Origin of the sequence: Micromonospora sp. NPDC049275, from assembly GCF_043197115.1 — a bacterium.
Lineage (GTDB): Bacteria > Actinomycetota > Actinomycetes > Mycobacteriales > Micromonosporaceae > Micromonospora.
This window is the reverse complement of sequence record NZ_JBICSN010000010.1, coordinates 26,891-48,816: the sequence shown is the minus strand read 5'-3', so window position 1 is coordinate 48,816 and position 21,926 is coordinate 26,891. Positions and strand designations below refer to the sequence as shown.

Genomic DNA, 21,926 nt, shown 5'->3' with positions numbered 1-21,926 from the left:
GTGCGAGCATCGTTCCTGCCAGGGCTGGTCCACGGTCGCGGGTCGGATGATCCCTCGGTCACGGCAATCGTCAGCGCGGACGGCGAGCTGAGCTACGGCGAGCTGTGGCGGGAGGTCGACCGGACCGCGGGGCGGCTGATCCAGCTCGGGGTGCGGCCCGGCGACCACGTCGGCTTGTACTTCCCCCGCTCGGCCGACTACGTCACCTCGCTGCTCGCGAGCCTGCTGGTCGGCGCGGTCGCGGTGCCGATGGATCCCGAGTATCCAGCCGAGCGGACGGAGCAGATCCTCGCCGCCGCGGACCCGCGGGTCGTGCTGCGCGGGCCGACCTGCCGGCACGCCGACGAGTTGCGCCGGCCACAGCCGTGGATCGATGTCACCGCGCCGGCGACCGAGCTGGCCGGGCCGGTCCACGGATCGCCGTGGCCCGAGGAGGCCAGCGCGCGGCAGCCAGCCCTGATCCTCTTCACGTCCGGCTCGACCGGCCGGCCAAAGGGTGTCGTGTTGCAGCACGGCGGGCTGTGCAACCGTCTGCGGTGGGGGCAGGAGCAGTACCGGCTGGACGAGTCGGACCGGGTGCTGCACAAGGCGTCGATCGCGTTCGACGCCTCCCTGCACGAGATCTTCGGCCCGCTGATCGCCGGCGGCACGCTGGTCATCGCGCCGCCCGGACTGCAGTTCGACAGCCGGGGTCTGGTCGACCTCATCGAGCGCACGGACATCACCACCGCGCACTTCGTGCCGTCGATGCTGCGGTACGTGGTCGAGGAGCCCGATCTCGAGTACTGCACGCGGTTGCGTCGCGTGTTCTGCGGCGGCGAGGCGCTGGACATGGTGCTGATCCGGCGGCTGCGTAAGCGCCTGCCCGACTGTGCGCTCTTCAACCAGTACGGTCCGACGGAGACGTCGGTAAGCGTCACCTTCTGGGATGCCAGCGAGCCGTACGAGGGCGACATCGCCCCGATCGGCCGGCCGGTCGCGGGCGCTGAGCTACACGTCCTAGCAGAGGACATGACGCCGGTCCCCGACGGTCAGACCGGTGAGCTGTGGATCGGCGGTGTCCCGGTTGGCGCCGGGTACCTCGACGACGTGCAGCAGACCCGGCAGCGGTTCGTCGCCGACCCGTTCGGGCCGCCGGGCGGGCGGCTCTACCGCACCGGTGACCTGGTACGCCGCGCCGCCGAGGGGTATCTGGAGTTCTGCGGCCGCAGCGACGACCAGGTCAAGGTCCGCGGTGTCCGGGTCGAGCCCGGCGAGGTGAGCGCGACACTACGCCGGCATTCGATGGTGCACGACGCCGCCGTGGTCGCGGTGCCGGACGACGAGGGCGGCAAGCGGCTGATCGCCTACGTCGCCGCGAAGCGGGCGCACGCACCAGTCGTCGACGGCATGAGCCGCATGACGCTACCCGACGGGCTGAGCCTCGTGGCGCCGTCGGCCGACGAGGCGCTCTTCCTGCACCGGCAGATCTTCGAAGAGGACGAGTACGGGCGCTTCGACGTACGGTTCGGCGACGCGGCGGTCGTCGTCGACGTCGGCGCCAACATCGGCCTCTTCTCGCTCTGGGCGCACCGACAGGCCGAGGGGGTCCGGCTCGTGTCGATCGAGCCCAACCCGGACGTGCTGCCCTACCTGAGGCTCAATCTGGAGCTGAACGGGGTGGACGCGGAGGTGGTGGCGACGGCGGTGACAGACCGGGTCGGCACCGAGGAACTGACGTCCTTCCCGGAACTCACCTACCTGTCCGGGCTGGGGGCCCGTGCCGCGGAGGCCACCGCCCTGGTGCAGTCGCACTACCGCAACACGGCGGTAGCGGGTGCGGAGCTGAGCGACGACGAACGGTCGGCGCTGCTGCGCGCGGCGGAGGATCGTCTAGCCAGCACATCGCACCAGGTGACTACTACCGACCTTTCCACGCTGCTGGACCGGCTCGGCATCACCCGGGTCGACCTGCTGAAGATCAACACTGAGGGTGCGGAGCTCAGCGTCCTGCGTGGCCTCCGGCCGGACCACTGGCCCATGGTCCGGCAGGTGTGTCTGGAGGTCGAGAGCAGCAGCACGGTCGGTCCGGCGATCCGGACGATCCTGCGCGACGCGGGGTTCACCGTGAACGAGGTGAGCGACTGGAGCGTGGGTGCCGACGCGGACGTCACGTACGTCTACGCGACTCGGCCGGCGGGGGCCGCGCCGAGCGGGAGGGCTCCCGCTGCGCTAACCGGCGAACCCGGCGCCCCGCCCCGGCCCGCGGCGCAGCCGGTGCTGACCGCGCGGGCCGTCCACGAGTACCTCGCAGGCCTGCTCCCGCCGGCGATGCGACCGGAACAGGTGCTTTTCCTGGAGGAGCTGCCGCGGCTGCCCAACGGCAAGGTGTCGCGCCATGACCTACCGGCGCCGACGCCCGCGCCGGCCGCCCGGAGGGTGGGGCTCGGGTGGCAGGAGCAGCTACGCGAGATCTGGCGGGCGGCGCTGGGCGTCGACGCCGTGGGCGACGACGACGACTTCATCGCTCTCGGCGGGCACTCGCTGACCGCGCTGCGGATCACCGCCCGGCTCCGCGACACCACTGGTGCCAGGGTGTCGCCGCAGAGCTGCTTGCAGGCCGGCACGTTCGGCGCGTGGGCGGCCGCCATCCCCTCCGCCGCGGCCGACTAGGCGGGGCCCGTGCTCACCCCCACCGCCCGCCCCCTCTCGGACATGCAGCTGTCGATGTTGAGCCACGAGGCCATCGTCGGCCGACCGATCTACAACATGCCGTGGGCCGTCAGGATCGTCGGCGAAGTCGACGTGCAGTTGCTGGATCGGGCGCTGCTGCAGGTGGTGCGCCGCCATCGGGTGCTGTGCGCACGGTACGACAGTGGCTCCGCGTTTCCGGTGCCGGATCCCGCGCCGCTGCTGCAGACGATCACGTACAACAGCCGGGCGGAGGCCCTCACCGCCCTCGCGCGGCTGTGGGCCACACCGATCGACGTGGCGGTGGGCGTGCCCCTGCGCGCACTGCTCGCCCAGGTGGCGGAGGCCGAGAGCTATTTCGCCCTGTCGGTGCACCACGTGGCCGGCGACAGCTGGTCGTTCGGGCTGCTCGTCGACGAGGTGGGCCGTACGTACGCCGCGCTGCGCGGCGCTGCGCCGGCCGCCGAGCCGCCGCCCGCACCGGACTTCTTCGACCATGCCGAGGAGGAGCGCTCCCGCACCTGGGACGCCGGGTTCTGGCGCCAGTTCCTTGGCGACGCACGCCCGACGCCGTACCCCAGAACTGAGCCAGTGCCTGACGAGGAGCACTGCACGTTGCTTGCCCTCGACCTGGGCTTCGGCGCCGACGACACCCGCCGCATCCGGAGCACGGCGCGCGAGGCACGTGTGTCTCCGGCGGCGGTACTCTTCGCTGCGGTCAGCATCGCCGTCGGCGACGAGGGCGCGCGGGCGTCCACGCTCGGCGTCCCCGCCGTGCTGCGCGACACCCGTGCGCAGCAGGAGACGATGGGACCGCTGCTGAACACCCTGCCGGTGCACACCGCCTGGGACGGTGCGTCGACCGGCGTGGAACTGGCCCAGGCGCACGCCCGGTCGATGGACGCGGCTCTCGCTCACAAGGACGTGCCCTACTCCCGGATTCTCAAGGCCGCGGGTTTCCGGCGGCGGCCCGGTTCGGCACCGCCGTTCCTGCACGCGGTCAACATCGACACCGAGGCGCCGCGGCTGCGTCTCCCGGGGTTGCGGACGGAGACGATCCCAACGCCCCCACAGTGGGCGGTCTTCCCGGCGATGTGGGAGTTCGGCTGGGGCGCCGTCGGCAACGTGCGCGGCATCCTCCGCGCCTCACGTGATGCCTTTACCCAGGATCAGGCAGCGATCTGCGTGGACAGCTTCCGCGCTGGTCTCGACCGTGTGCTGGGTGGACGGTGAGTCCTCCGATGTCCGTCGTCCCGACAAGCAAGGAAGTGCCGATGGGTGCCAAGACACCGCACGTCGTGTCAGACCGGACCGCCGAGGAACTGGAAGGGATCCTCTGCCGCCTGGTGGCCGCAGTCCTGGGCATGCCCGAGGTCGGTCCCGACGACGACATGTTCGACCTGGACGGCGATTCCCTGGACGCCATGCGGCTGACCGGTCTGGTGCGCGCGGAGCTGGGCGTCGAGCTGAACATCCGGGCCATCTTCCGGTCGCCGACCCCCCGCAGCATGGCAGCGGCACTCGCCGCCGCACCGGCCGGCAGGTCCGAACGGCCGGCCATCGAGCCCGTCGCGCGGCCCGACCACGTTCCCCTGGCGTACGGGCAGCAGGGCCTGTGGTTTCTCGCCCACCTCTGGGGCCCCAGCCCGACCTACCACCTACCGGTGTCGGTGCAGCTGCACGGTGTGGTGGACCGGGCGGCCCTCCAGCTGGCCTGGTGGGACGTGCTCACCCGGCACGAGGCACTGCGAACGGTCTTCCCGGAGGTGTCCGGCGAGGCGTTTCAGGACGTGCGCGACCCGGCTGCGGCGCGACCGCCGCTGGGCGGTGGCACCTGCCTGCGGTCGGAGCTGGACGCGGTCGCGCACGAGGCAGCGCAGGAGACCTTCTCGATCACCACGGAACTGCCTGCCCGGGCCTACCTGTTCACCGCCGTGGACGCCCCCGACGAGCACGTCCTGCTGATCGTCGTGCACCACATCGCTGCGGACGGCTGGTCCATCCGCCCCTTGCTGCGGGACCTGGAGCGCGCCTACGCGGCCCGTGCGGCCGGTGCGGCGCCGGACTGGGAGCCGCTGCCCGTGCAGTACGCCGACTTCACGGTGTGGCAGCGCCGGTGGCTCGGGGACGCCCGCAACCCAGCCGACCCTCTCGCGACTCAGCTGGCGTACTGGCGCCGCCGGCTGGAGGGGGTCCCCGCCCAGCTGGAGCTACCGACCGACCGGCCGCGTCCGTCGTCGCCAAGCTACCGCGGCGCCGGCGTCGAGGTCGACATCAACGGGGAGCTGCACCAGCGAGTCGTCGCTCTGGCGCGGCTGACGGAGACCACCGTGTTCATGGTGGTGCGGGCCGCCCTCGCCGCGCTGTTGTCCGGGTGCGGCGCGGGCTCCGACATCGTGCTGGGCACACCTGTGGCGGGTCGCGACGACGCGGCCGTGCACGATCTGGTCGGCCTGTTCGTGAACATGCTGGTGCTACGCACCGACACGGGCGGGGACCCGTCGTTCCGGGAGCTGCTGGCCCGGGTACAGGCCACGGACCTGGAGGCCTACGCACACCAGGACAGCCCGTTCGACAAGGTCGTCGAGGCACTCAACCCGAAGCGCGCCTCCGGCCAGCACCCGCTGTTCCAGGTGGTGATCGCGTACGGGGGCCAACGCCTCGACCCGTTCGAGGTGCCCGGGCTGACCGGCCGCGCGACCATGGTGCCGACCACGGTGGCGAAGTTCGACCTGGCGCTCTACCTCGACGACGTGCCGGACGAGGGCACCGGACCGCGAGGAGTCCGAGGAACCCTGGAGTACGCGACGGACCTGTTCGACCGGGACACCGCCGAGCGATTGGCGACCGGGCTGGTGCGGCTGCTCGACCGGGCGACCCGGGAGCCGGAGCGCCCCCTGAGTGAGTTGGCCTAGACGTGCCGGGACAAGTGGAGAACGCGATGCGGGACCACCCGGCCGTCCCAGGGGTCCGCCACTATCCGGAGCTGGACTCGTGGATGGTGGCCGACCCTGACGCGGCGCTGGCCGCCCTGGGCTACCCGGCACTGTCGTCGCGTACGGCGGAGAACGGCTTCTACCTGCCGGCGGAGGCGCGCACCGAGTATGCGGAACTGCTCGACACGCTCGGCCGCTGGTTCGTGCTGCGGGACGGTGACGAGCACCTGTCGGCCCGGCGGGAGGTCCAGCGGCTCTTCTCGCCCGGGCGGATCCGCCGGCTCGCCGATGAGATCGGCACGCTCGTGGTCCGCGCCGTCGAGGAGTTCGCCGAGGATCCGACCGGCGACGCGGTGACCGGGTTGGCCAACGTGGTCTCGGCACGGACGCTGGCGCGGATGCTCGGCCTGCGGGATGCCGACCCGGTCAGGCTGCACGGCTGGTCCCGGTCACTGGCCAGCTTCCTGGCCGCCTCGTACCGCCAGGGAAACGCCCGACGAGCCCAGGAAGCGCTGCGCGAGATGCGCCAGGCCCTGGAGTACAGCAACGACGACGACGGCATCTGGGGGCTGGTCGCCGGCGGCTGGCGGGAGAAGCTCGCCACCTGCTCGATGCTGTTGTTCGGCGGTCTCGAGACGACCGCGTCGCTGATGTCGGTCTCACTCTGGTACGTCATCGGCAACGGTCTCACCGAGTTGGTCGCCGATCCGGACAACGCCGGCGAGACGGAAGCCGTGGTCGAACGGGTGCTGGCCCTGTACCCCCCGTTGGGGCACGTCGCCCGGACGGCGGTCGCCGACGTCGAGGTGGGTGGCTGCCCGATGCCTGCGGGAAGTCTGGTGCTGGTGTCGTTGACGGGGAAGGACGCCTTCACACCGCCGGAGTGCCCGGCGCGCCCGCCCGGGCACGTGACGGGTGAACGCCGCGTCGACCATCTCGCCTTCGGCCACGCGATGCACTACTGCATGGGCGCGGCGCTCGCGCGGATCCAGGCGGCCACCCTATTGCGGGTGTTCGGCCAGCGTTTCCCGGCGGCTCGGGTCGTCTCGCACCGCTGGGGCACCAACCGCACCTACCGCGGGCTGGACCAGCTGCACCTCGCGCTCGAGTGACAGCACCGGGCGGCGTGGACGGAACAGCGTCGCGAGCTGATTCCCAGCAGCACCGCTGCGACTCGACGAAAAAACCTGTCGGGCTGAGGCCGGCAGCAGGCACGGAGGTAAGGACCTTCACCGTGGCCGGCCCACGTACCGCGAACTAGGTAATTCTTGCCGATGTGTAGCGGTTGCCGTCTTGGCACGATCGCATCTGCCGGGTGGGGATCTAGCGGCTCGCTCTCATGCCCGGCGATCCGATGGTCAGTGACCGCAGAGAGGCTTCACGATGGAGAACATTACGGACACCGACGAAGCCGGCATTGACGTGTCGGCCCCGGTGGTCAGCCGCCACAGCGTCACGGTGACCGCGTCGGCGGAAGCCGTGTGGCGGATTCTCACCGACATCGACGCATGGACGACCTGGCTGCCAGAAATCCCGTACGCACGCGTGGAAACACCCGGTCCGCTCGCCCCGGGCTCCGTGTTCCGCTGGTCGGCCGCGGGTATGGAGATCGAGTCGACGATCGTTCAGGTACGGCCGCGGGAACGCCTCGTGTGGCGGGGATACGGTGACGGACCGGACGGGGTCCTCGGTGTCCACGTCTGGACGCTCACTCCGGCCGGCGACGGTGTGCAGGTGTCGACCGAGGAGTCCTTCGCGGGCCCGCCTGTGGATGCCGACCCTGGGCCGTTCCAGGAGGGCCTCGACACGACCCTCGCCATGTGGCTGGACCGACTCAAGGGCACCGCCGAGGCGGTGACCTCGTGAAGAATCGTGTGTTTGCCGTCGCGACGGCAGTGGTCGTGGCCGGCCTCGTGGGCACCGCAGGTGCGCCGGCTCGGGCCGGGGTCAGGCGCGATGTCGGTGCCGACCACACGACGGTGCGATGTGCGGGACGGACTGTCGACACCGCGGCGAAGATTCGCTATCGGACGGAGACGACGATCGACGCTCCGCTGCGGACCGTCTGGAAGTTGCAGACCGACGTGGAACGCTGGCCGTCGTGGCAGAAGCCCGTCTTGTCCAGCAAGCGGCTCGATCGTGGCCCACTGCGTCCCGGTTCGTCGTTCCGGTGGACGACACCGGTCCTCGAGACCGCGCTGAATCCCGCCACGACCCTCGTCGTCACGTCCACCGTCCGGCAGCTACAGCACCAGAGGTGTCTTCGGTGGGACGGCCCGGCGATCGGAGCGGGACTGCGCATCGACGAGGGGGTGCACGTGTGGACGTTCACCGAGATCGACGGCCGGGTTCTCGTGCGTACCGAGGAGACGTGGCGCGGTGACCAGGTGGAGCAGGACGTCGATTTCTCCACCGTGGCTCTCGGGGCGGGCCTGGAGACGTGGCTGACGGAGCTGAAGACGCGTGCCGAACGGGAGTGTGATCGGGCCCGGCGCTGACGTTACCCAGCGGGCCCCGCGGGTCTCGTACCGGCGGGGCCCTTTCGTCGCTCGGTCGGCCCGGCTCCGTCAGCGGAGTAGGTCTCGTAGCTGCCGGCGTGAGGTGATGCCCAGTTTGCGGTAGAGGTTGCGCAGGTGGGCGTCGATCGTTCGCGGGCTGACGAACAGCAGCGCGGCGACTTCCTTGGTGCCTGCGCCGGAGGCGACCTTGCGGGCGACGAGTAGTTCGCGGGCGGTCAGCCCCGCGAGCGGATCGGCGTCGCCGGCCAGGGTCGGCTCGCCGATGGCATCCAGCTCGCGGGCGGCGCGGCCGGCGAACCCGCGCGCGCCGATGGTGGAGAGCAGTTCGTGCGCGGCGCGCAGCTCCATCCGCGCCTCGGCGCGACGGCCGACCCGTCGCAGCCACTGCCCGTAGAGCAGTCGGGCACGCGCGTAGTGGACTCGCATCCTGCTCCCGGCGAACCGGCTGATCGCGGCACGGTAGTGGTCCTCCGCGCCGAGCCCCGGGTCGAGCAGCGCACTCGCCAGTCGATGCGCACCGGTCGTCCACGCGTTCGGGTTGCCCCGTGCGACATCCCCGATCCAGTCAGCCGATTCCTCGGCTTCTTCGGGACGTCCGACGTACGCGGCGGCTTCGACCAGCTCGTGGTGGAAGACGGAGGCGGCGTACGCCCCGCGTCGGTGCTGGTCCCGTACGAGCAGCAACGCGTCGATCGCGGCCTCATGGTCGCCGCTGCCGTTGCACAGAACGCCGATCGCGTAGTGCAGCGCGGTGGGTTTCACCCCCACCCAGTCGCACAGCTTCTCCCGGATCTCGCGGAACCGTTCGACGTCCCCGCTCCAGGCGGCAAGCATCAGGTCGGACCCGACGAGGTTCGACGTCCCGGCGGCCTCGTCGACCGCACGCGCCTCGATGATGCAGACCTGCGCGTCGGCGAAGCGACCCACGATCGTCCGGGCGACCGCCTGGAAGCGCAACGCGTGGGGAAGGATCGCATAGGCCCCCTGCGCCCGGGCGAGTTCCACCTGACGGTCGGCGATCTGCTCCATGGCATCGCTGTCACCGATGTCGACGCTCAACACACAGGCACGTTCCATCCACCACGGATCCGCTCCGGGCGTGCGGGCGTGGTCCCGGAAGGCGTCGACCGTACGGCGCATCATGGGCATCGCCTCGTCCACCGGGCGAAGGTGCTGCTCGACCAACGCCTGCAGCAGCAGGTCGACCGGACGTGGCGGCTGACGCTGGGGTACCCGTTCCTGGATGTGCAGGGCGAGCCGCCGTAACCTCCCCGGCTCGTCGACGCTGAACATGAGCGACGCGAACGCCTCCAGGTAGGTCTCGCGGACCTCGTCGGGCCCCACGCCGTCGGCCGCGTCGATGAGCGCGATCGTCGCCGGGATGCTGCGCGTCACGTGATAGTCGATCGTGGCGCGCAGCAGCCGCGCGGCGTGGCGGTCGGCGGGGTCCGGGTGGAGACGCTCGGCCTCGTCCACCAACTCCCGGGCGGCAGATGGTGCCCCCGAGCCCAACCGCGCCCGGGCCGCGGACAACAACCGGCGGACCCGCCGCGACCGGCCGGGTGTCAGTCGGGCCGCGCGCTCGAGGAACGCGGCCCCGGCAGCGAGTCCGCCGCGGCGCTGTGCTCGTCCGGCCGAACGCTCCAGCTCAGCCGCGGTCTCCTCATCCGGGCCGGTGATCGCGTTCGCCTGGTGCCAGGCGCGACGGTCGGGATCGACGTCGGCGTCCGTACCGGCGGCGAGCGACGCGTGCGCCTGCCGTCGCGCCCCGGCGCCAGTCGACAGGTACACCGCGGAACGCGCCAACGGATGCCGGAAGTGCACCCGGGGGCCGGCCACCAACAGGCCGCTGTCCTCGGCCGCGGCCAGGTCCACGGCGTCCAGCCCCTGGATCGCCATCGCGCGGCGCAACAGAACGAGGTCGCCTGTCGGCTCCGCCGCGGCCAGCGCCAGAACCGAGCGCGTGGGTGCCGGCAGCCGCAGGAACCGACTCACGAACCGGTGTTCCACGGCGCGGTGCCCGGCGTCCCCGGGTAGCCCGAACGGTCCGGCGTCGCGGGCGAACTCCACCAGGGCGAGCGGGTTGCCGGCCGCTTCGGCGAGGATCCGTTGCACGATCGCCGCCTCGTGGCCGAATGGTGCCCGATACCGCAGCAGGGTGAGGGATTCCGAATCGGTGAGCCCGGTGAGAGTGAGGGCGGGCAGGCGACCGAGCCCCGACACCGAGGCGGCGTCACGGCCAGCGAACACCATGGCGACCCGCTCCGCCGCAACGCGTGCCGCGACGAAGGCCAGTACCTGCCGCGAGCCGGCGTCGACCCACTGCACGTCGTCGACCACGCAGAACACCGGCCTGCGCCGGCCTACGGCACTCAGCAGGCCGAGAACGGCCAGGCCGACGAGCATCGGGGTCGGCGTGGCCCCGGCCTGCAGCCCGAACACCGCGTCGAGCGCGCTCCGCTGCGGCACGGGGAGCCCGGCGCGGTGGTCGAGCACGGGCGCGCACAACTGGTGCAGGGCCGAGTAGGGCAGCTCGCTCTCGAACTCGACACCACCGGCCCGCAGCACCCGCCATCCGTCGAGCCGCGAAGCGGCCGCACCGATGAGCGTCGACTTGCCGATCCCCGCATCACCGAGAACGAGCATCGCCCCGCCCCGGCCCCGCGCCGCGGCTGCCGTCACTGAGGCGATCTCGCCCAGCTCCGCCTCTCGAGCGACGAAAAATCCCGACCTGATGTCTGTCATCAGCTTCTGCGTGTCGCCGGACGAATGGTGCCCTCCGGATGTTCGGCCCCCACCATGGTATCCAGAGCAGCGCACCGGCCCGGACGGCCGCCGGGTCCGGAGTCGGCGTTCCTAAGAGGGCAACTCGAACAGTTCCAGCTGGATGCCGTCGGGGTCACGGAGATAGAGAATCTTCGTCCCGGCCAGCGCCCCCGCTTCGACGCCATCGCCGTCCTGGAGCACGACCGGATCGGCGTTGACGTGCACGCCCCGCTGCACCAGGTCGCGGTGCGCCACGTCGAGGTCGTCGACCTCAAAACAGAGGTGCATCACCCCAACATCACAGTTGCGCCCGGTGAAGGGCTTCGGCTGCGGGCTGTCGTACTGGATGAGTTCCAGCAGGACGTTGTCACCGGCCAGCGCGAACGATGCCCGCATCGACGCCTTCTCGACCTCGACAACCGCACCGATCGCCGGGTTCGTCGCCGCGATCGTCACGCCGTTGGGCGCGATGCCGAGGACGTCCTCGTACCAGCTCACCGACCGCGCCAAATCGCTGACTGGCACTCCGATGTGATGCATTCTGGTCACTCTGCTCATGATCCCCATCCTGAAGGGCCGAGCCAGCACTGTGGAAGGCACAGGTCTTCCGCGTACCGCTGGTACCACCCAGCTCCCCGGAGGACCGATGGCGGATCATGGGTTCATGAATGACCTCGGAGCCGCGCTGCGGGCCTGGCGGGATCGCACGGACCCGGCCGCGGTCGGTCTCCGGAACGCATCACCTCGCCGCGTCGTCGGGCTACGACGCGGCGAGCTGGCGGCACTGGCCGGCATCTCCCCCGAATACGTGGCACGCCTCGAACAGGGCCGGGCCGCCACACCATCGGCGCAGGTGTGCACCTCCCTGGCCCGCGCGCTACGACTCTCCGACGACGAGGAGGCGCACCTGATGCGCCTTGCCGGCTTCGCCGCGGCCCCGGACCGCATACCCCACCTGATCCCCGGCAGCCTGCACCGCGTCATCGACCACCTCGACGACACCCCGGTGGCCATCTACGACGCCGCCTGGCGGCTGCTGCACTGGAACCGGCTGTTCGCGGCCGTCTTCGGCGACCCCACGGGCACCATCGCCGACGATCGCAACGCCTTGATCGTCCAGTTCGAGTCCCGAAACCCCCGAGTCCGCCAGACCGACACCGAGCGCGCCTACTTCGAGCAGTCGTTGGTGGCCGACCTGCGCGCGACAAGCGCCCGCTATCCGAACGATCCCGACGTGGCGGCACTGATCTCGCGGATGGCCGGGAACGACAGGTTCTGCCGCCTCTGGGCCCTCGGCGCGGTGGCCCCTCACGAGAGCGCGCACAAGACCGCCGTACACCCGGACGTGGGGGCCATCCCGCTGGACGCCAACGTCCTGACCACCCAGAACACCGACCTACGCCTTGTGGTCCTCACACCTCGGCCCGACACCGCCGCTCGCGAGAAGCTGGATCGACTGGGTTGACGACACCCGATCCGATCGGACTAGGGAAGTCGTGGCCACTCAGGCAAAAGACGGCGTCCGAACTCGCCCGTCACCGCAGGTGAATCCCGAGAGGTAACAGCGGATCGTACGCCCGCCAGCCCACCCCACCCGAACAGGCAATTTCTACCGATGCGGTGCGGAGCTCCGCTGCCGCATCGTCGCCGTGGTCTCGGTGGCGGGCGACGAGGTCGGTCCTGAGGATTTCACGTGGGCGTGGTGCGCAGGGGCCCAGCGGGTACTCGAGCCCCTCGAAGACGGCGTCGGCGTCGCCAGCGCCCTCAACGACACCGGCGGCCCGTGCCGTCCGGCGGCGATCCAGCGCGTACCCCACCGCGGCGGCCGCCAATGGGTGCTCATCACTGTCGCGGCGATCCTGGCCAACCCCCGTTACACCGGCGGCGTGTGCGGCCGAATCATGGACTCCCACTGGGTCCCGTGCCGGCTACCGATGCCGGCTCACCGCCCCGACGAGCGTCCTGACCCGCACAGCAAAAATCCCCGCCGCCGCTTGCTGAGGGTGTGCGAAGGTGGGATCATCGCGGCCATGATCGCGAGAATCGAGTCGTCCGTCCGCCGGTGAGCGTGATGACCGAGCCTGGACTGCTCGGACCCCAGATCGCCCTGTTCGAGCACGCTCTGCGTCTCCATCAGCAACATCCCGACGGTGCTCTGCCTCGCGACGGTGAACCGTATCCGGACCATGACCGTCACCACTCGCGGCCGTCATACCAGCGTGCGATGGATCGACGACTCTACGGGGCCGATGTCGCTGTCATCCTCGACAGGCACTTCAACGAGCCTGACGCGCAGGCGAGTGAACTCGTCGACGCCTTCCGCGATGTCTACGTCCCGATCCATCGCAACGACCACATCGTTGCCGCGGCGCTGCGCGCGGATCGGCAGCGCATGCGGCAGACCGGCCGGTGGTTGGTGCGGCACAGCAACGATCGCAATGCCGCCACGGTCGGGCTCGCGCTGCTGGCCGCCGATTCGGCCGAGGACGACATCCCGCTTATCCAAACCATCGGTCTGCTGTCCGACCATTTCGGGCCGTTGGCCGCCGAGGCGTTGCAGCGCCGCCATGGAGGTGCCGAAGCGCTGCAGTGGCTCGCCGAGCGCGTCGCGGGCTGGGGCCGGGTCTACGTCGTCGAGGCGCTATGCCGACAAGCCGCCCCCAACTCCCGGGCATGGTTACTGCGCCACGCCTGCGACGGCGACTACCTCAACGGCTACTTCGCCGGCAAGGTTGCCACCACAGCGCACCTGCACGAAGCGATCACCAGCACCGATGCCGACGACGAGCTGATCGATCACGCCGGCCGGCTCCTGAGGATCATGGCCGACTGCGATGGCATGGGCATGACTCTCGAGCACTACCCGCCGGCACCCGCCGTGCTGGCCGCGCATGCTGCTCACCTCGCCCAGCAGCCGCCGACAGCGAACCGATACATCGACGCCGCGATCATCGCCAACTATCTGACGGCCAAGCCTCCGAAGCGGTGCGGCTGCACTGCCGAGCAGCGGGACCGCATCGTGCAGCATTACCTCGCAGTACTCGACCAGCCGGATTGGCGCAACGCGGTCCGCGCACGCCCCGGCCCGACCAGCAACTTCTTCGCCTGGTTCGTCGACCACGTAGCAGCGCGGCTTCGTCTCAGCGCGTTTTCCGACGTGGCTGAAAGTGGCGAGCGATGAACCGCAGCGGCCGGATGGAAATCGCCGGATTGCTGGTCAACGCCGGGACAAGTGTCGAACCGGTTAGTCACTTCAACATGACGCCGCCCCGCGTCGTCATGCTCCTGCAAGGCTTGCCAGGCACAGTCACACTGCGGATATGCGGTCGCGACGGTGGGTACGCGTCGTGGCTCTGGCCGTCTGCGTCCTGTTCGCGGCGGCCGTCGGCGCGTGGCAGGGCTGGCGGAACGTGACGGTGGACCCGCCTGCGCCTCCGGCGGTCTGCCCGCTCGTCCGGACGGAGGTGTTCGACCGCCTCGTGCCCGCGCACGGTCCCCCACAGGTCGGAGAGCAGAACGCCCCCGGCATGCGCTCGAACTACTGTCTGGTCAAGAGCACGCACATCAGAGCCACCTACCTGTGGGTGTCACTCGGGCGTTTCGGGCGGCACGAGGGCCGCGGCCCTCGTTGCGTGGACCGGGACGGATTGCAGACGGTCGTCAACGGACGGAATCATCCTCTGGCGCTCGGAGACAGCGCCGTCTACTTCTTGGCTGGTGATCCCCCGACGGGGCGGCGCATCAACTTCTCGACATGTCTCGGCACCTACGGGGTGGTCGTCGCCTACGGGGCGTACGACACCGCCGACGCCGCAGCGGTCGAGTCAGCCGCAGCCGTTGCACAGGAGGTGCTGTCGTGGCTTTGAACGGGCCCCCGTTACGGGCGTTGCGTCCGGACGACCTGCGCCGCCCTGAGCGCTCGGGCCACCGGTTGTCACCGCGGCAGTGGCTGCTGGCCGCCGCGGCGGTGTCGCTCGTCATCGCCGTCGGCATCGCCGCCTGGAACGTCAGCCGGCTGGCGGCGCCGGCGCTCGTAGGGTGGCAGATCAGCCTGACTGACGAGTTCGCTGACGCCCCGCCGCTACCCGACCTGCCGGTGCCCGCGACGACGCGCTGACGTCTCCCGCCCAGCCCGTCGGCGCGGTGAGCACGGCGGTCAATCGCTGATGAGCCTCTCGTACGGCGTGCCTTCCGGGGTGAAGACGAGGACGAAGTCCCTCCCGGCCTCGGTGGCGACCCTGTGCAGGGTCATGAGCGCTTCGGCCTCGGTGGGAAGCTCGAGGCCGAGGGCCGTGCCCGTTCGGTCGCGCCGGGCCACCATGGCACGACCGGCTTCCCAGCCCGAGCTTCACCCGACAGTTCGCCCTTGACGTGTGGGGAACTTGGACCGAGACCGACTGGTACCAACCAGGGATCTGGCAGGTGAGCCTGGACTTGGTCTTCCCAGACGCACCCGCGCTGGCCGACCTAGACCGGCTCAACGTCCAGGACACCGGGCTCGAATTCAGTCCACCCGGTCCGGAGCGGAACCATGCGACTGGCGAAGCGGAGTCGCAGGTGCAGCACCACCGGACCTTGCAAGCACTGTGGGTGAGCACCCCTGTGCACAGTGCCGTCGCGCTGGACCGCGTTGACTGATCACCCGAACGCCCCAGCCGGACCCGGCTCCAGTGGCCCGCGCTTTGCTCATCGTCTGGCGGCCGGCTGAGCAATGTCCGGGCCGCCGGTGTGCGGCGACGGGAGGTAGCCAGGGTAGGGCTGCGGCAGTGCCGCCACGCAGGCCGCGGAGCATGCGTTTACCAACAACGGCAACACGTCGGTGGCGACCAGGCCGGAGATCCAGACTTGGCGAAGCTCACCGTCAACCGGCCCATCGCAAACGCTGCACGTTCGCACCACATCGCAGCCCCACACGCCCGGGTCGAGCGCGGCGAAGTCCGCCTCTACCGCAAGGGTCGCTGCCCGCAGCCGCGGAAAAGGTGGACGGAACTTGAAGTTGCCATAGAGGACGCGCGTGCTCACCGTGCTGTCGGCTAATTTCGTGCATCTGGTCAGCTCATACGGATACCAATGCAGCCGGTGGGATGTGTACGGCTCGAAGACCTCAAGGCTGGTCATTGACCCAATCTCAGGCGGGATGCGAACCAGATTCGTGCCATAGAGCACCAGACGTTTGACGGCCGTCAACTTCGCGATCGTCGCCGGCAGCGTGACGATCTGCCGCCGCTCAGGCGCAGTCAGCTCCACGAACGGCGTGAACACCGTCCGCCCATCCGCTGCGGCCTCGTCGATCAGCGCCAGCAGATGCCGCCAACCCGCCGCCTCGGTGTCCTGACGGTCCGCATGGAAGACGACGCTGTTCGGCCGGGTCGCGACCGAGTGGCCGACGCAGCGGCAGTGGTCGCGGGCCGGACCGCCTGCATTGGGTCCGACCGCATCCGCAAAGCGATTGGGAACCAGATGCGGCGTGATCTCGTTCGCGTCCATGCCGAGGACCCTATCGGCGCCCATCGGCCGCTTGCACGCTGTCATCGGTTAGTCCAGAAGGCGCGACGTGCTCGTGGCTGGAAAGCTCAGGCTGTCGGGTGCGAACCACCAGGCCGACGGCCCCCGGCAAGTACCGAGCCCGCGCGCCCCGGCGGCACGGTCGTGATCTGCGCAGCCTGATCCGCTGTGAGGTGAAGAAGTAGCCGCTACCGGCAGCCACCATGCACGAAAGGCTGCAAGGTCCAGTAGTGAGCCGTGGCCGCCGGCACCGAGTCGACGGCGAGAACCCACTCGTCGCCGAGCGTGCCGATGACGAGGTCGCCGCTCTCGAATCGCAGCACGAGACCAGCAGAGACCTCGTCAACGTCCTGGCCGGCGATCACGGCGCCGTCCGTGAGCCGGGCGCCAATGAACCCGGACAGCACATCCGGACGCCGCGCCGGGCCGACCCTGGTCTCTCCGCACTCGTCCATCGCGTAGGAACGGTAGGGACTCTCCTTCGCGAGCAGGAGTTGGTCGCCGCGGCCGTGCAGACCGACCGGTATCGCGTTTCGGAAGAGTAGCCACGCGTGCAGCAGACTCTCGGCGTCCGGTTCACGCCGTCCCTCACACCAGTACCGGGCCTCCATCACGGCATCGAGCCGTCGACCCACCATGCTTTCAAGCCACGTCGCGACCATCGCGGGATCGCTGAAGCCCACGTACGGCACCGGGTCTTCGACGCGCAAGGCCTGCCATACGGCTCGGGCAGTGGCCTCGTAGACGTCGCCCACATTGGTGTCGACCTCGGTGACGACAAGATTGGTGACGGTCACCCTCGCCGCCGCGGCGAGTCCACGCAGCGCCCACCGAGCGCCCAGCTCAGCTTCCCGCCGGTGCTCGTCGACCGCGACGGCGCTCACCTCCACCTCGGACCGGCTCGACGCCGTAACCTCGACGCTGACCTGGGCGAACCGCGACGAGCGATTCGTCTGCCGCAGCAGGCGGAAGGTCGTCACGGCTCTGATGGTTCCAGGTAGGTTCCGGCCTCGGCAGGTCGGGGGCCGAGCACACCGACTGGGCTGGCGATCGGTGGACACCAGCCAACCCGAGGCAGACAGTCAGGCGCGCCTCGAAGCACATCGTTCAGACAGCGGAGCCGAGGTTGTTCCTGCAACTCACATCAAGCGACTACCGTCGGCGAGTGCTCGATCCCACGATCATCTTCGACACCTCGGGTCCTCTGGAAAGCCCGCTCACCGACGAGGTTCTACGGGAGGTGGAAGCGCAACTCGGGCGCAAACTACCCGCCGCGTACGTCGACCTAGCCCGGCGACACAACGGCGGACTGTTGGCCCGCGACGCCCACCCCTCGCCCAGCCGAACCTCCTGGTCCTCGGACCATGTGGCGGTGTACACCCTGGCTGCGATCGGCCGGACTGCTCCCCTCAGCCTGTGCGGCGGGCTCGGGAACGCGTTCTGGATAGCGGAGTGGGGCTACCCCGACATTGGCATCTACATCGCCGACTGCCCCTCGGCGGGCCACGACATGATCGCCCTCGACTACCGATCCCCAGGCGCACCCACAGTCGTGCACGTTGACCAGGAATGGAACTACCAGATCACTGTCCTCGCCCCCGACTTCGAGACGTTCCTGGGCGGTCTCGTCGACGAAACCGACTTTGATGGGGACGATTGATCACCCGCTCGGCATCTACCCAGCGATTTTCAGTGCGGAGTCTGAGCCCGTCACCGTCGCCCTCGGGTCCGCCGGAGGCGCCAACACAGAGGACCCGCCGGTCACCGCGTTGCGAGTGGGATCGGAGCCCTTCCAACCTGATCCCACGGCCCGGCCATCACGACCGTCTTTTCGGATGCCCCGCCTTATCAAGGCATGACAGGCTATTCGGCATGGGCCCTGCCGACGACCGCCTGCATCTGAGACTAAGGATCAACAACGGCCTGCTCCTCGTGCGAGATGGTGTCGGCACTTGGCTAGTCCATGGCGCCGCCGACGGGTTGGTCTACCCGGCAGCCGACCGGCTCGTGTGGCTGTTGCCACTGCTGGAGCGCACCCCAAGCGACGTCAGTGCGGCACTGTCTGACGTGCCTGTCGCCGACACACCGCTTCCCGACCTCGTGCGGTTCGCGCTCACCGCATGGGGAAGCTACTGGCCGACACTGGCACTCGATTGGTTGGACGCCGGCTGGCCTACCCGGGATCTGTGCGACGTCCTGGCCGACATGAAGGACTCGCGCGAACTCTCCCAGCCGCTTCGCTACCGAGCACTTCGCCTCTGGCACGCCACGGCACATGCCTGACGGCCTGACAAGCCCGAAGCCCGGAGCCGCCTCGACCAACGCCGGACCCACACCGCACCGCACGCCGGGTACTCACGGTGGAGCCGGCAGCCACGGAGGCAACAGCGACGGCGAGCACTCCGCGCGGGAAGGCCAATGCTGACGCCTTCGGTGCCGCCGAAGAGGTCACCAGACTGAAGGGCCTGGTCAGGGCACTGCCTGTGGGATCGGCGTCTCGAATGACGGAACTACGGCGGACTCCAGCAAGCTGTTTGAGGCGACCGCCGCAGGTTCACCCACCACGACGGTCACCGCCAACCCCGATGGCCTGGTCGAATTGACCCAGAGCACCGTGCCGACTCGCAAACGTATCGACGGCCAGTGGAAGGACCTTGGTCAGCCCTTAACGGAGGGCCGAGGCGCTAACGGATGGTGAAGGTCAGCGGGTTCGAGATGCCGAGGCCGCCGTGGGAATCGTGGACCCGCACGGTGAAGGTGGACGACGTGCCGGCCGACAGGGCCGTCTGGAACTGGTAGCGCTGTCCGCTGTTGGTCGGCGTCACGGCCAGCCGGGTTGCGCCGAGGTACAACTCCACCCGGCTGACGAGGTCCCCGGGATCGGTGTCGGCGACGTCGGCGACCAGCGTGACGGTCGTCGGCTCGAGGAAGTAGGTCTGCCCGCCGGGGGTGCTCAACGCCACCGCCGGCGGGTGGTTGGTGCCGGTGGACGCCGGCGTCACCACCGTGACCAGCAACGGCGGCGCAGCGCCAGGCAGCGACTGGTCGGTACCGGCCGAGACGTACAGCACGAAGGTGGTGCTGGTGCCGGGCTCCCCGATCGGTGGTGTCCACAGCGCCTCGTACCGGTCACCGGTCGTCCTCACCCCCCGGGCAACCGTGACGCCGTCCACCCAGAACGACACCGAGGTGATGCTGTGTCCGCCTCCCACGGTCGCGGTCGCCGCCAGCGGGACGGTTCCCGGCGTGGTGTACACCGCGCCGGCGGTCGGGCTGAGCCAGGTGACGATCGCCGGGTAGTCAGCGACCGGCGGGGTGGTCGTCCGGGTCGGCGTCACGCTGGGCAGGACGCCGCCGGTGCACGTGACGCCGTTGAGCGTGAACGACGCCGGTATGGGGTTGCTGCCCGACCAGGCGCCAACGAAACCGATGTTCGCGGAGCCATTGGTGCCCAGGGTCGCGTTCCAGCCCAGATTGGTCGCGCTGACCTGCTGGCCCGCCTGGGCCCAGGTGGCGCTCCAGGTTTGCGTGAGCCGCTGGTCGACTGCAGGGAACGCGAACCGCAGCGTCCAGCCGTCGACTGGCTCACCCAAGTTGGTGACCGTGATGTCGGCGTGGAAGCCACCGGTCCACTGGCTGGTGACGACGTAGTTCACCCGACACCCGGCCGCCGCGTTCGCCGCACTCGCCTGTGAGATCGCGGCCATCATCGCGACCATGGCAACAGCGATGGCGGCCACAGCAGTCAGCGACTTCCGCATGGCACACCTCGCCGTAGATAGTTGGACGTCTATGAGAATGTCGACTGTCCTGCTGCTCCGCCTTCCTGTCAAGGCACGCACGGCAGTCCTGCCGCCGGCAGGACAACGGACAGCCCGCCCATGGCTGATCGGCAGCGGCCACAGCGCCGAGCAGGCAGAAAAGTGGATAGCGCAGCTTCCCGCCTGGACCGCGACTGACCGCCAGGTCCTGGACGACTTCGCGTCAAAGAACGCAACGAAGTGGGCGGCCAAGTCCCGGCAGAAAACCGAGCGCCGGGTACGCGGCCTCGCAATGTGGACCGGCGAGTAGGCAGATCACCAGACCGACGGCCAGTCGAAACCGCACCTGCACACCGGAGCCGCGGACTGGGCAACGTGGTCATGCGCTCGCTCGCGCCGCACGCCCTCCGACTCGGCGCGGACCAACTGTTCGGCGAAGACCTGTGCCTGGAGAGTGCGCGGCTGCTCGGCGAGAATCCGAACGCCGACCCCTGGAACTGATCGCCCGTCCGTCTCCGCGGCTTCTTCGCGGCGCGGCCTGAGGGCAGCATGCGCCCTTGCGCCTGGCAGCGGCGGCGGACCCGGCCGCCGCTGCAGGCCGACGTTCGGGACTGTGGTCGGCCGGCATGTTGCGTCCACAGCACGACAGCTTCGATGCCGGACCACGGCACCACCGCAAGTGACCACAAGCGCGTCCAGCAATGGCCGCTCCGCGCCTGGTAACCCGTCAGCTAAAGGGTCACCGCGACAGCCGAAGACGATGTCGACCTCGAGGCCTACATGCCCCGCAGAAGGTCACCCGCGATGTGATGGCCGTTACAGGGGATGCACCGACTCGTCGCTGTCGACGGCGGTGGCGGCCCAGGAGGCGAGAAGAGCCAGAGCCTGGGCGGTCGGTGAGGCCGGCTCGGCGGCGTAGATGGTCAGGGTGAGGTCCGGCTCGGCGCGCAGGTCCATGCTCTCGTACGCCAGGGTGAGCTCGCCGACGACGTGGTGGTGGAACTTCTTGGTGCCGGTGCCGTGGGTGCGCACGTTGTGGGCGCCCCAGCGGCGGCGGAAGTCGTCGCTGCGGGTGGACAACTCGCCGACCAGGTCGTGTAGGCCCTTGTCGTGTGGGTCCTTGCCGGCTGCGGTGCGCAGGTTCGCGACGGTCATGTCGGCGGCAAGGTTCCAGTCGGGGTAGAAGCGGCGGGCGGCGCTGTCGAGGAAGGTGAACCGGCCGAAGTTGGGCACGTTCGCCGGGTCGATGTAGAGGCCGCTGTACATGGCTCGGCCGAGGTGGTTGGCGGCGAGCAGATCCTGCCGGTTGTTGACCAGAATCGCCGGGGTGGTGATGGCGTCGAGCGACCATTGCAGGCTGGGCCGGGCGGTCCACTGCTTCGGTCGGCGGCTCGGCCGCAGCAGCGCGTTGCTGCCGTTCGCCTCCTGTGCGAGGCGGAGCAGGTGGGTCCGTTCGGCGTCGTCGAGTCGCAACGCACGGGCGATCGCGTCCAGCACGCTGGCGGAGACACCGGCCAGCTGACCGCGTTCGAGTTTGGCGTAGTACTCGACGCTCATCCCGGCCAGCGCGGCAACCTCACTGCGCCGTAGCCCTGGTACCCGTCGCTGCCCGGAGGTCGGGATCCCGGCCTGCTCCGGGGTGATCTTGGCGCGGCGGGTGGTGAGGAACTCGCGTACTTCGACTCGGTTGTCCACGCCTTCGACGATACGACCCGCGGCGGGGAGGTGCGATGTACTGCTGGTACACCCATTGTCAGGGCCTTTTTCGG

At 69.7% G+C, this 21,926-nt stretch carries 20 protein-coding genes; 13 read left to right on the top strand and 7 right to left on the bottom strand.

The window, feature by feature from the left end; all coding sequences use genetic code 11:
• The 6 genes from ACGFIE_RS25275 (at position 1) to ACGFIE_RS25250 (ending at position 8,104) form a co-directional block, all read left to right on the top strand.
• On the top strand, positions 1-2,652 hold the full coding sequence (locus ACGFIE_RS25275; protein WP_393298807.1) for an amino acid adenylation domain-containing protein: 2,652 nt from the start codon (positions 1-3) through the stop codon (positions 2,650-2,652).
• Between the two features lie 9 nt (positions 2,653-2,661).
• Entirely contained in the window at positions 2,662-3,903 is a 1,242-nt protein-coding gene (locus ACGFIE_RS25270) for a condensation domain-containing protein (protein WP_393298804.1), read from the top strand.
• A 41-nt stretch (positions 3,904-3,944) separates the two neighbouring features.
• Positions 3,945-5,585, top strand: coding sequence for a condensation domain-containing protein (locus tag ACGFIE_RS25265; RefSeq protein WP_393298801.1), 1,641 nt, complete (start codon positions 3,945-3,947; stop codon positions 5,583-5,585).
• Between the two features lie 26 nt (positions 5,586-5,611).
• Positions 5,612-6,718, top strand: coding sequence for a hypothetical protein (locus ACGFIE_RS25260; protein ID WP_393298798.1), 1,107 nt, complete (start codon positions 5,612-5,614; stop codon positions 6,716-6,718).
• Between the two features lie 271 nt (positions 6,719-6,989).
• On the top strand, positions 6,990-7,472 hold the full coding sequence (locus ACGFIE_RS25255; protein WP_393298795.1) for an SRPBCC family protein: 483 nt from the start codon (positions 6,990-6,992) through the stop codon (positions 7,470-7,472).
• Positions 7,469-8,104 (top strand): SRPBCC family protein, encoded by a 636-nt coding sequence (locus ACGFIE_RS25250; RefSeq protein WP_393298792.1) that lies wholly within the window; start codon positions 7,469-7,471, stop codon positions 8,102-8,104. Before ACGFIE_RS25255 ends, ACGFIE_RS25250 begins: the two co-directional genes overlap by 4 nt.
• Positions 8,105-8,173: 69 nt before the next feature.
• Here ACGFIE_RS25250 and ACGFIE_RS25245 read toward each other — a convergent pair whose 3' ends face one another.
• Positions 8,174-10,870, bottom strand: a complete 2,697-nt coding sequence (locus tag ACGFIE_RS25245; RefSeq protein WP_393298789.1) for an AAA family ATPase — start codon at positions 10,868-10,870, stop codon at positions 8,174-8,176.
• A gap of 111 nt (positions 10,871-10,981) precedes the next feature.
• Entirely contained in the window at positions 10,982-11,431 is a 450-nt protein-coding gene (locus ACGFIE_RS25240) for a VOC family protein (protein ID WP_393298786.1), read from the bottom strand.
• 124 nt (positions 11,432-11,555) lie between these two features.
• On the opposite strand from ACGFIE_RS25240, the gene ACGFIE_RS25235 reads away from it, so the two are divergent.
• Entirely contained in the window at positions 11,556-12,356 is an 801-nt protein-coding gene (locus ACGFIE_RS25235; protein WP_393298783.1) for a helix-turn-helix transcriptional regulator, read from the top strand.
• A 477-nt stretch (positions 12,357-12,833) separates the two neighbouring features.
• On the opposite strand, the gene ACGFIE_RS25230 is transcribed toward ACGFIE_RS25235, so the two are convergent.
• Positions 12,834-13,091 carry a hypothetical protein gene (locus ACGFIE_RS25230; protein ID WP_393298780.1) on the bottom strand — a complete coding sequence of 86 codons (258 nt, stop codon included), beginning with the start codon at positions 13,089-13,091 and terminating at the stop codon, positions 12,834-12,836.
• A gap of 24 nt (positions 13,092-13,115) precedes the next feature.
• Here ACGFIE_RS25230 and ACGFIE_RS25225 point away from each other — a divergent pair, with 24 nt between their 5' ends.
• The 4 genes from ACGFIE_RS25225 to ACGFIE_RS25210 all read left to right on the top strand — a co-directional run bounded on the left by ACGFIE_RS25225 (position 13,116) and on the right by ACGFIE_RS25210 (position 15,529).
• On the top strand, positions 13,116-14,072 hold the full coding sequence (locus ACGFIE_RS25225) for a hypothetical protein (protein WP_393298777.1): 957 nt from the start codon (positions 13,116-13,118) through the stop codon (positions 14,070-14,072).
• A gap of 139 nt (positions 14,073-14,211) precedes the next feature.
• Positions 14,212-14,757: a hypothetical protein gene (locus ACGFIE_RS25220; protein ID WP_393298774.1), complete on the top strand. Its 546-nt coding sequence runs from the start codon at positions 14,212-14,214 to the stop codon at positions 14,755-14,757.
• Positions 14,748-15,008, top strand: coding sequence for a hypothetical protein (locus ACGFIE_RS25215; protein WP_393298771.1), 261 nt, complete (start codon positions 14,748-14,750; stop codon positions 15,006-15,008). The genes ACGFIE_RS25220 and ACGFIE_RS25215 overlap by 10 nt, the downstream gene beginning before the upstream one ends.
• A 305-nt stretch (positions 15,009-15,313) precedes the next feature.
• Positions 15,314-15,529, top strand: coding sequence for a hypothetical protein (locus ACGFIE_RS25210; RefSeq protein WP_393298768.1), 216 nt, complete (start codon positions 15,314-15,316; stop codon positions 15,527-15,529).
• A gap of 48 nt (positions 15,530-15,577) precedes the next feature.
• On the opposite strand, the gene ACGFIE_RS25205 is transcribed toward ACGFIE_RS25210, so the two are convergent.
• Complete coding sequence (locus ACGFIE_RS25205) at positions 15,578-16,378, bottom strand: leucine-rich repeat domain-containing protein (RefSeq protein ID WP_393298765.1); 801 nt, start codon at positions 16,376-16,378, stop codon at positions 15,578-15,580.
• A 206-nt stretch (positions 16,379-16,584) separates the two neighbouring features.
• Entirely contained in the window at positions 16,585-17,280 is a 696-nt protein-coding gene (locus tag ACGFIE_RS25200; protein ID WP_393298761.1) for a hypothetical protein, read from the bottom strand.
• Positions 17,281-17,561: 281 nt separating this feature from the next.
• Between ACGFIE_RS25200 and ACGFIE_RS25195 the strand changes: the two genes are divergently transcribed.
• Positions 17,562-18,056, top strand: coding sequence for an SMI1/KNR4 family protein (locus ACGFIE_RS25195; protein WP_393298758.1), 495 nt, complete (start codon positions 17,562-17,564; stop codon positions 18,054-18,056).
• Positions 18,057-18,268: 212 nt separating this feature from the next.
• On the top strand, positions 18,269-18,679 hold the full coding sequence (locus tag ACGFIE_RS25190) for a hypothetical protein (protein WP_393298755.1): 411 nt from the start codon (positions 18,269-18,271) through the stop codon (positions 18,677-18,679).
• Positions 18,680-19,080: 401 nt separating this feature from the next.
• Here the strand turns inward: ACGFIE_RS25190 and ACGFIE_RS25185 are convergent, their stop codons facing one another.
• On the bottom strand, positions 19,081-20,238 hold the full coding sequence (locus tag ACGFIE_RS25185; protein ID WP_393298753.1) for a cellulose binding domain-containing protein: 1,158 nt from the start codon (positions 20,236-20,238) through the stop codon (positions 19,081-19,083).
• A 735-nt stretch (positions 20,239-20,973) separates the two neighbouring features.
• The gene (locus ACGFIE_RS25180; protein WP_393298750.1) at positions 20,974-21,852 is read right to left on the bottom strand and encodes a helix-turn-helix transcriptional regulator; all 879 of its coding nucleotides are present in this window, start codon (positions 21,850-21,852) and stop codon (positions 20,974-20,976) included.
• Between the last annotated feature and the right edge of the window lie 74 nt (positions 21,853-21,926).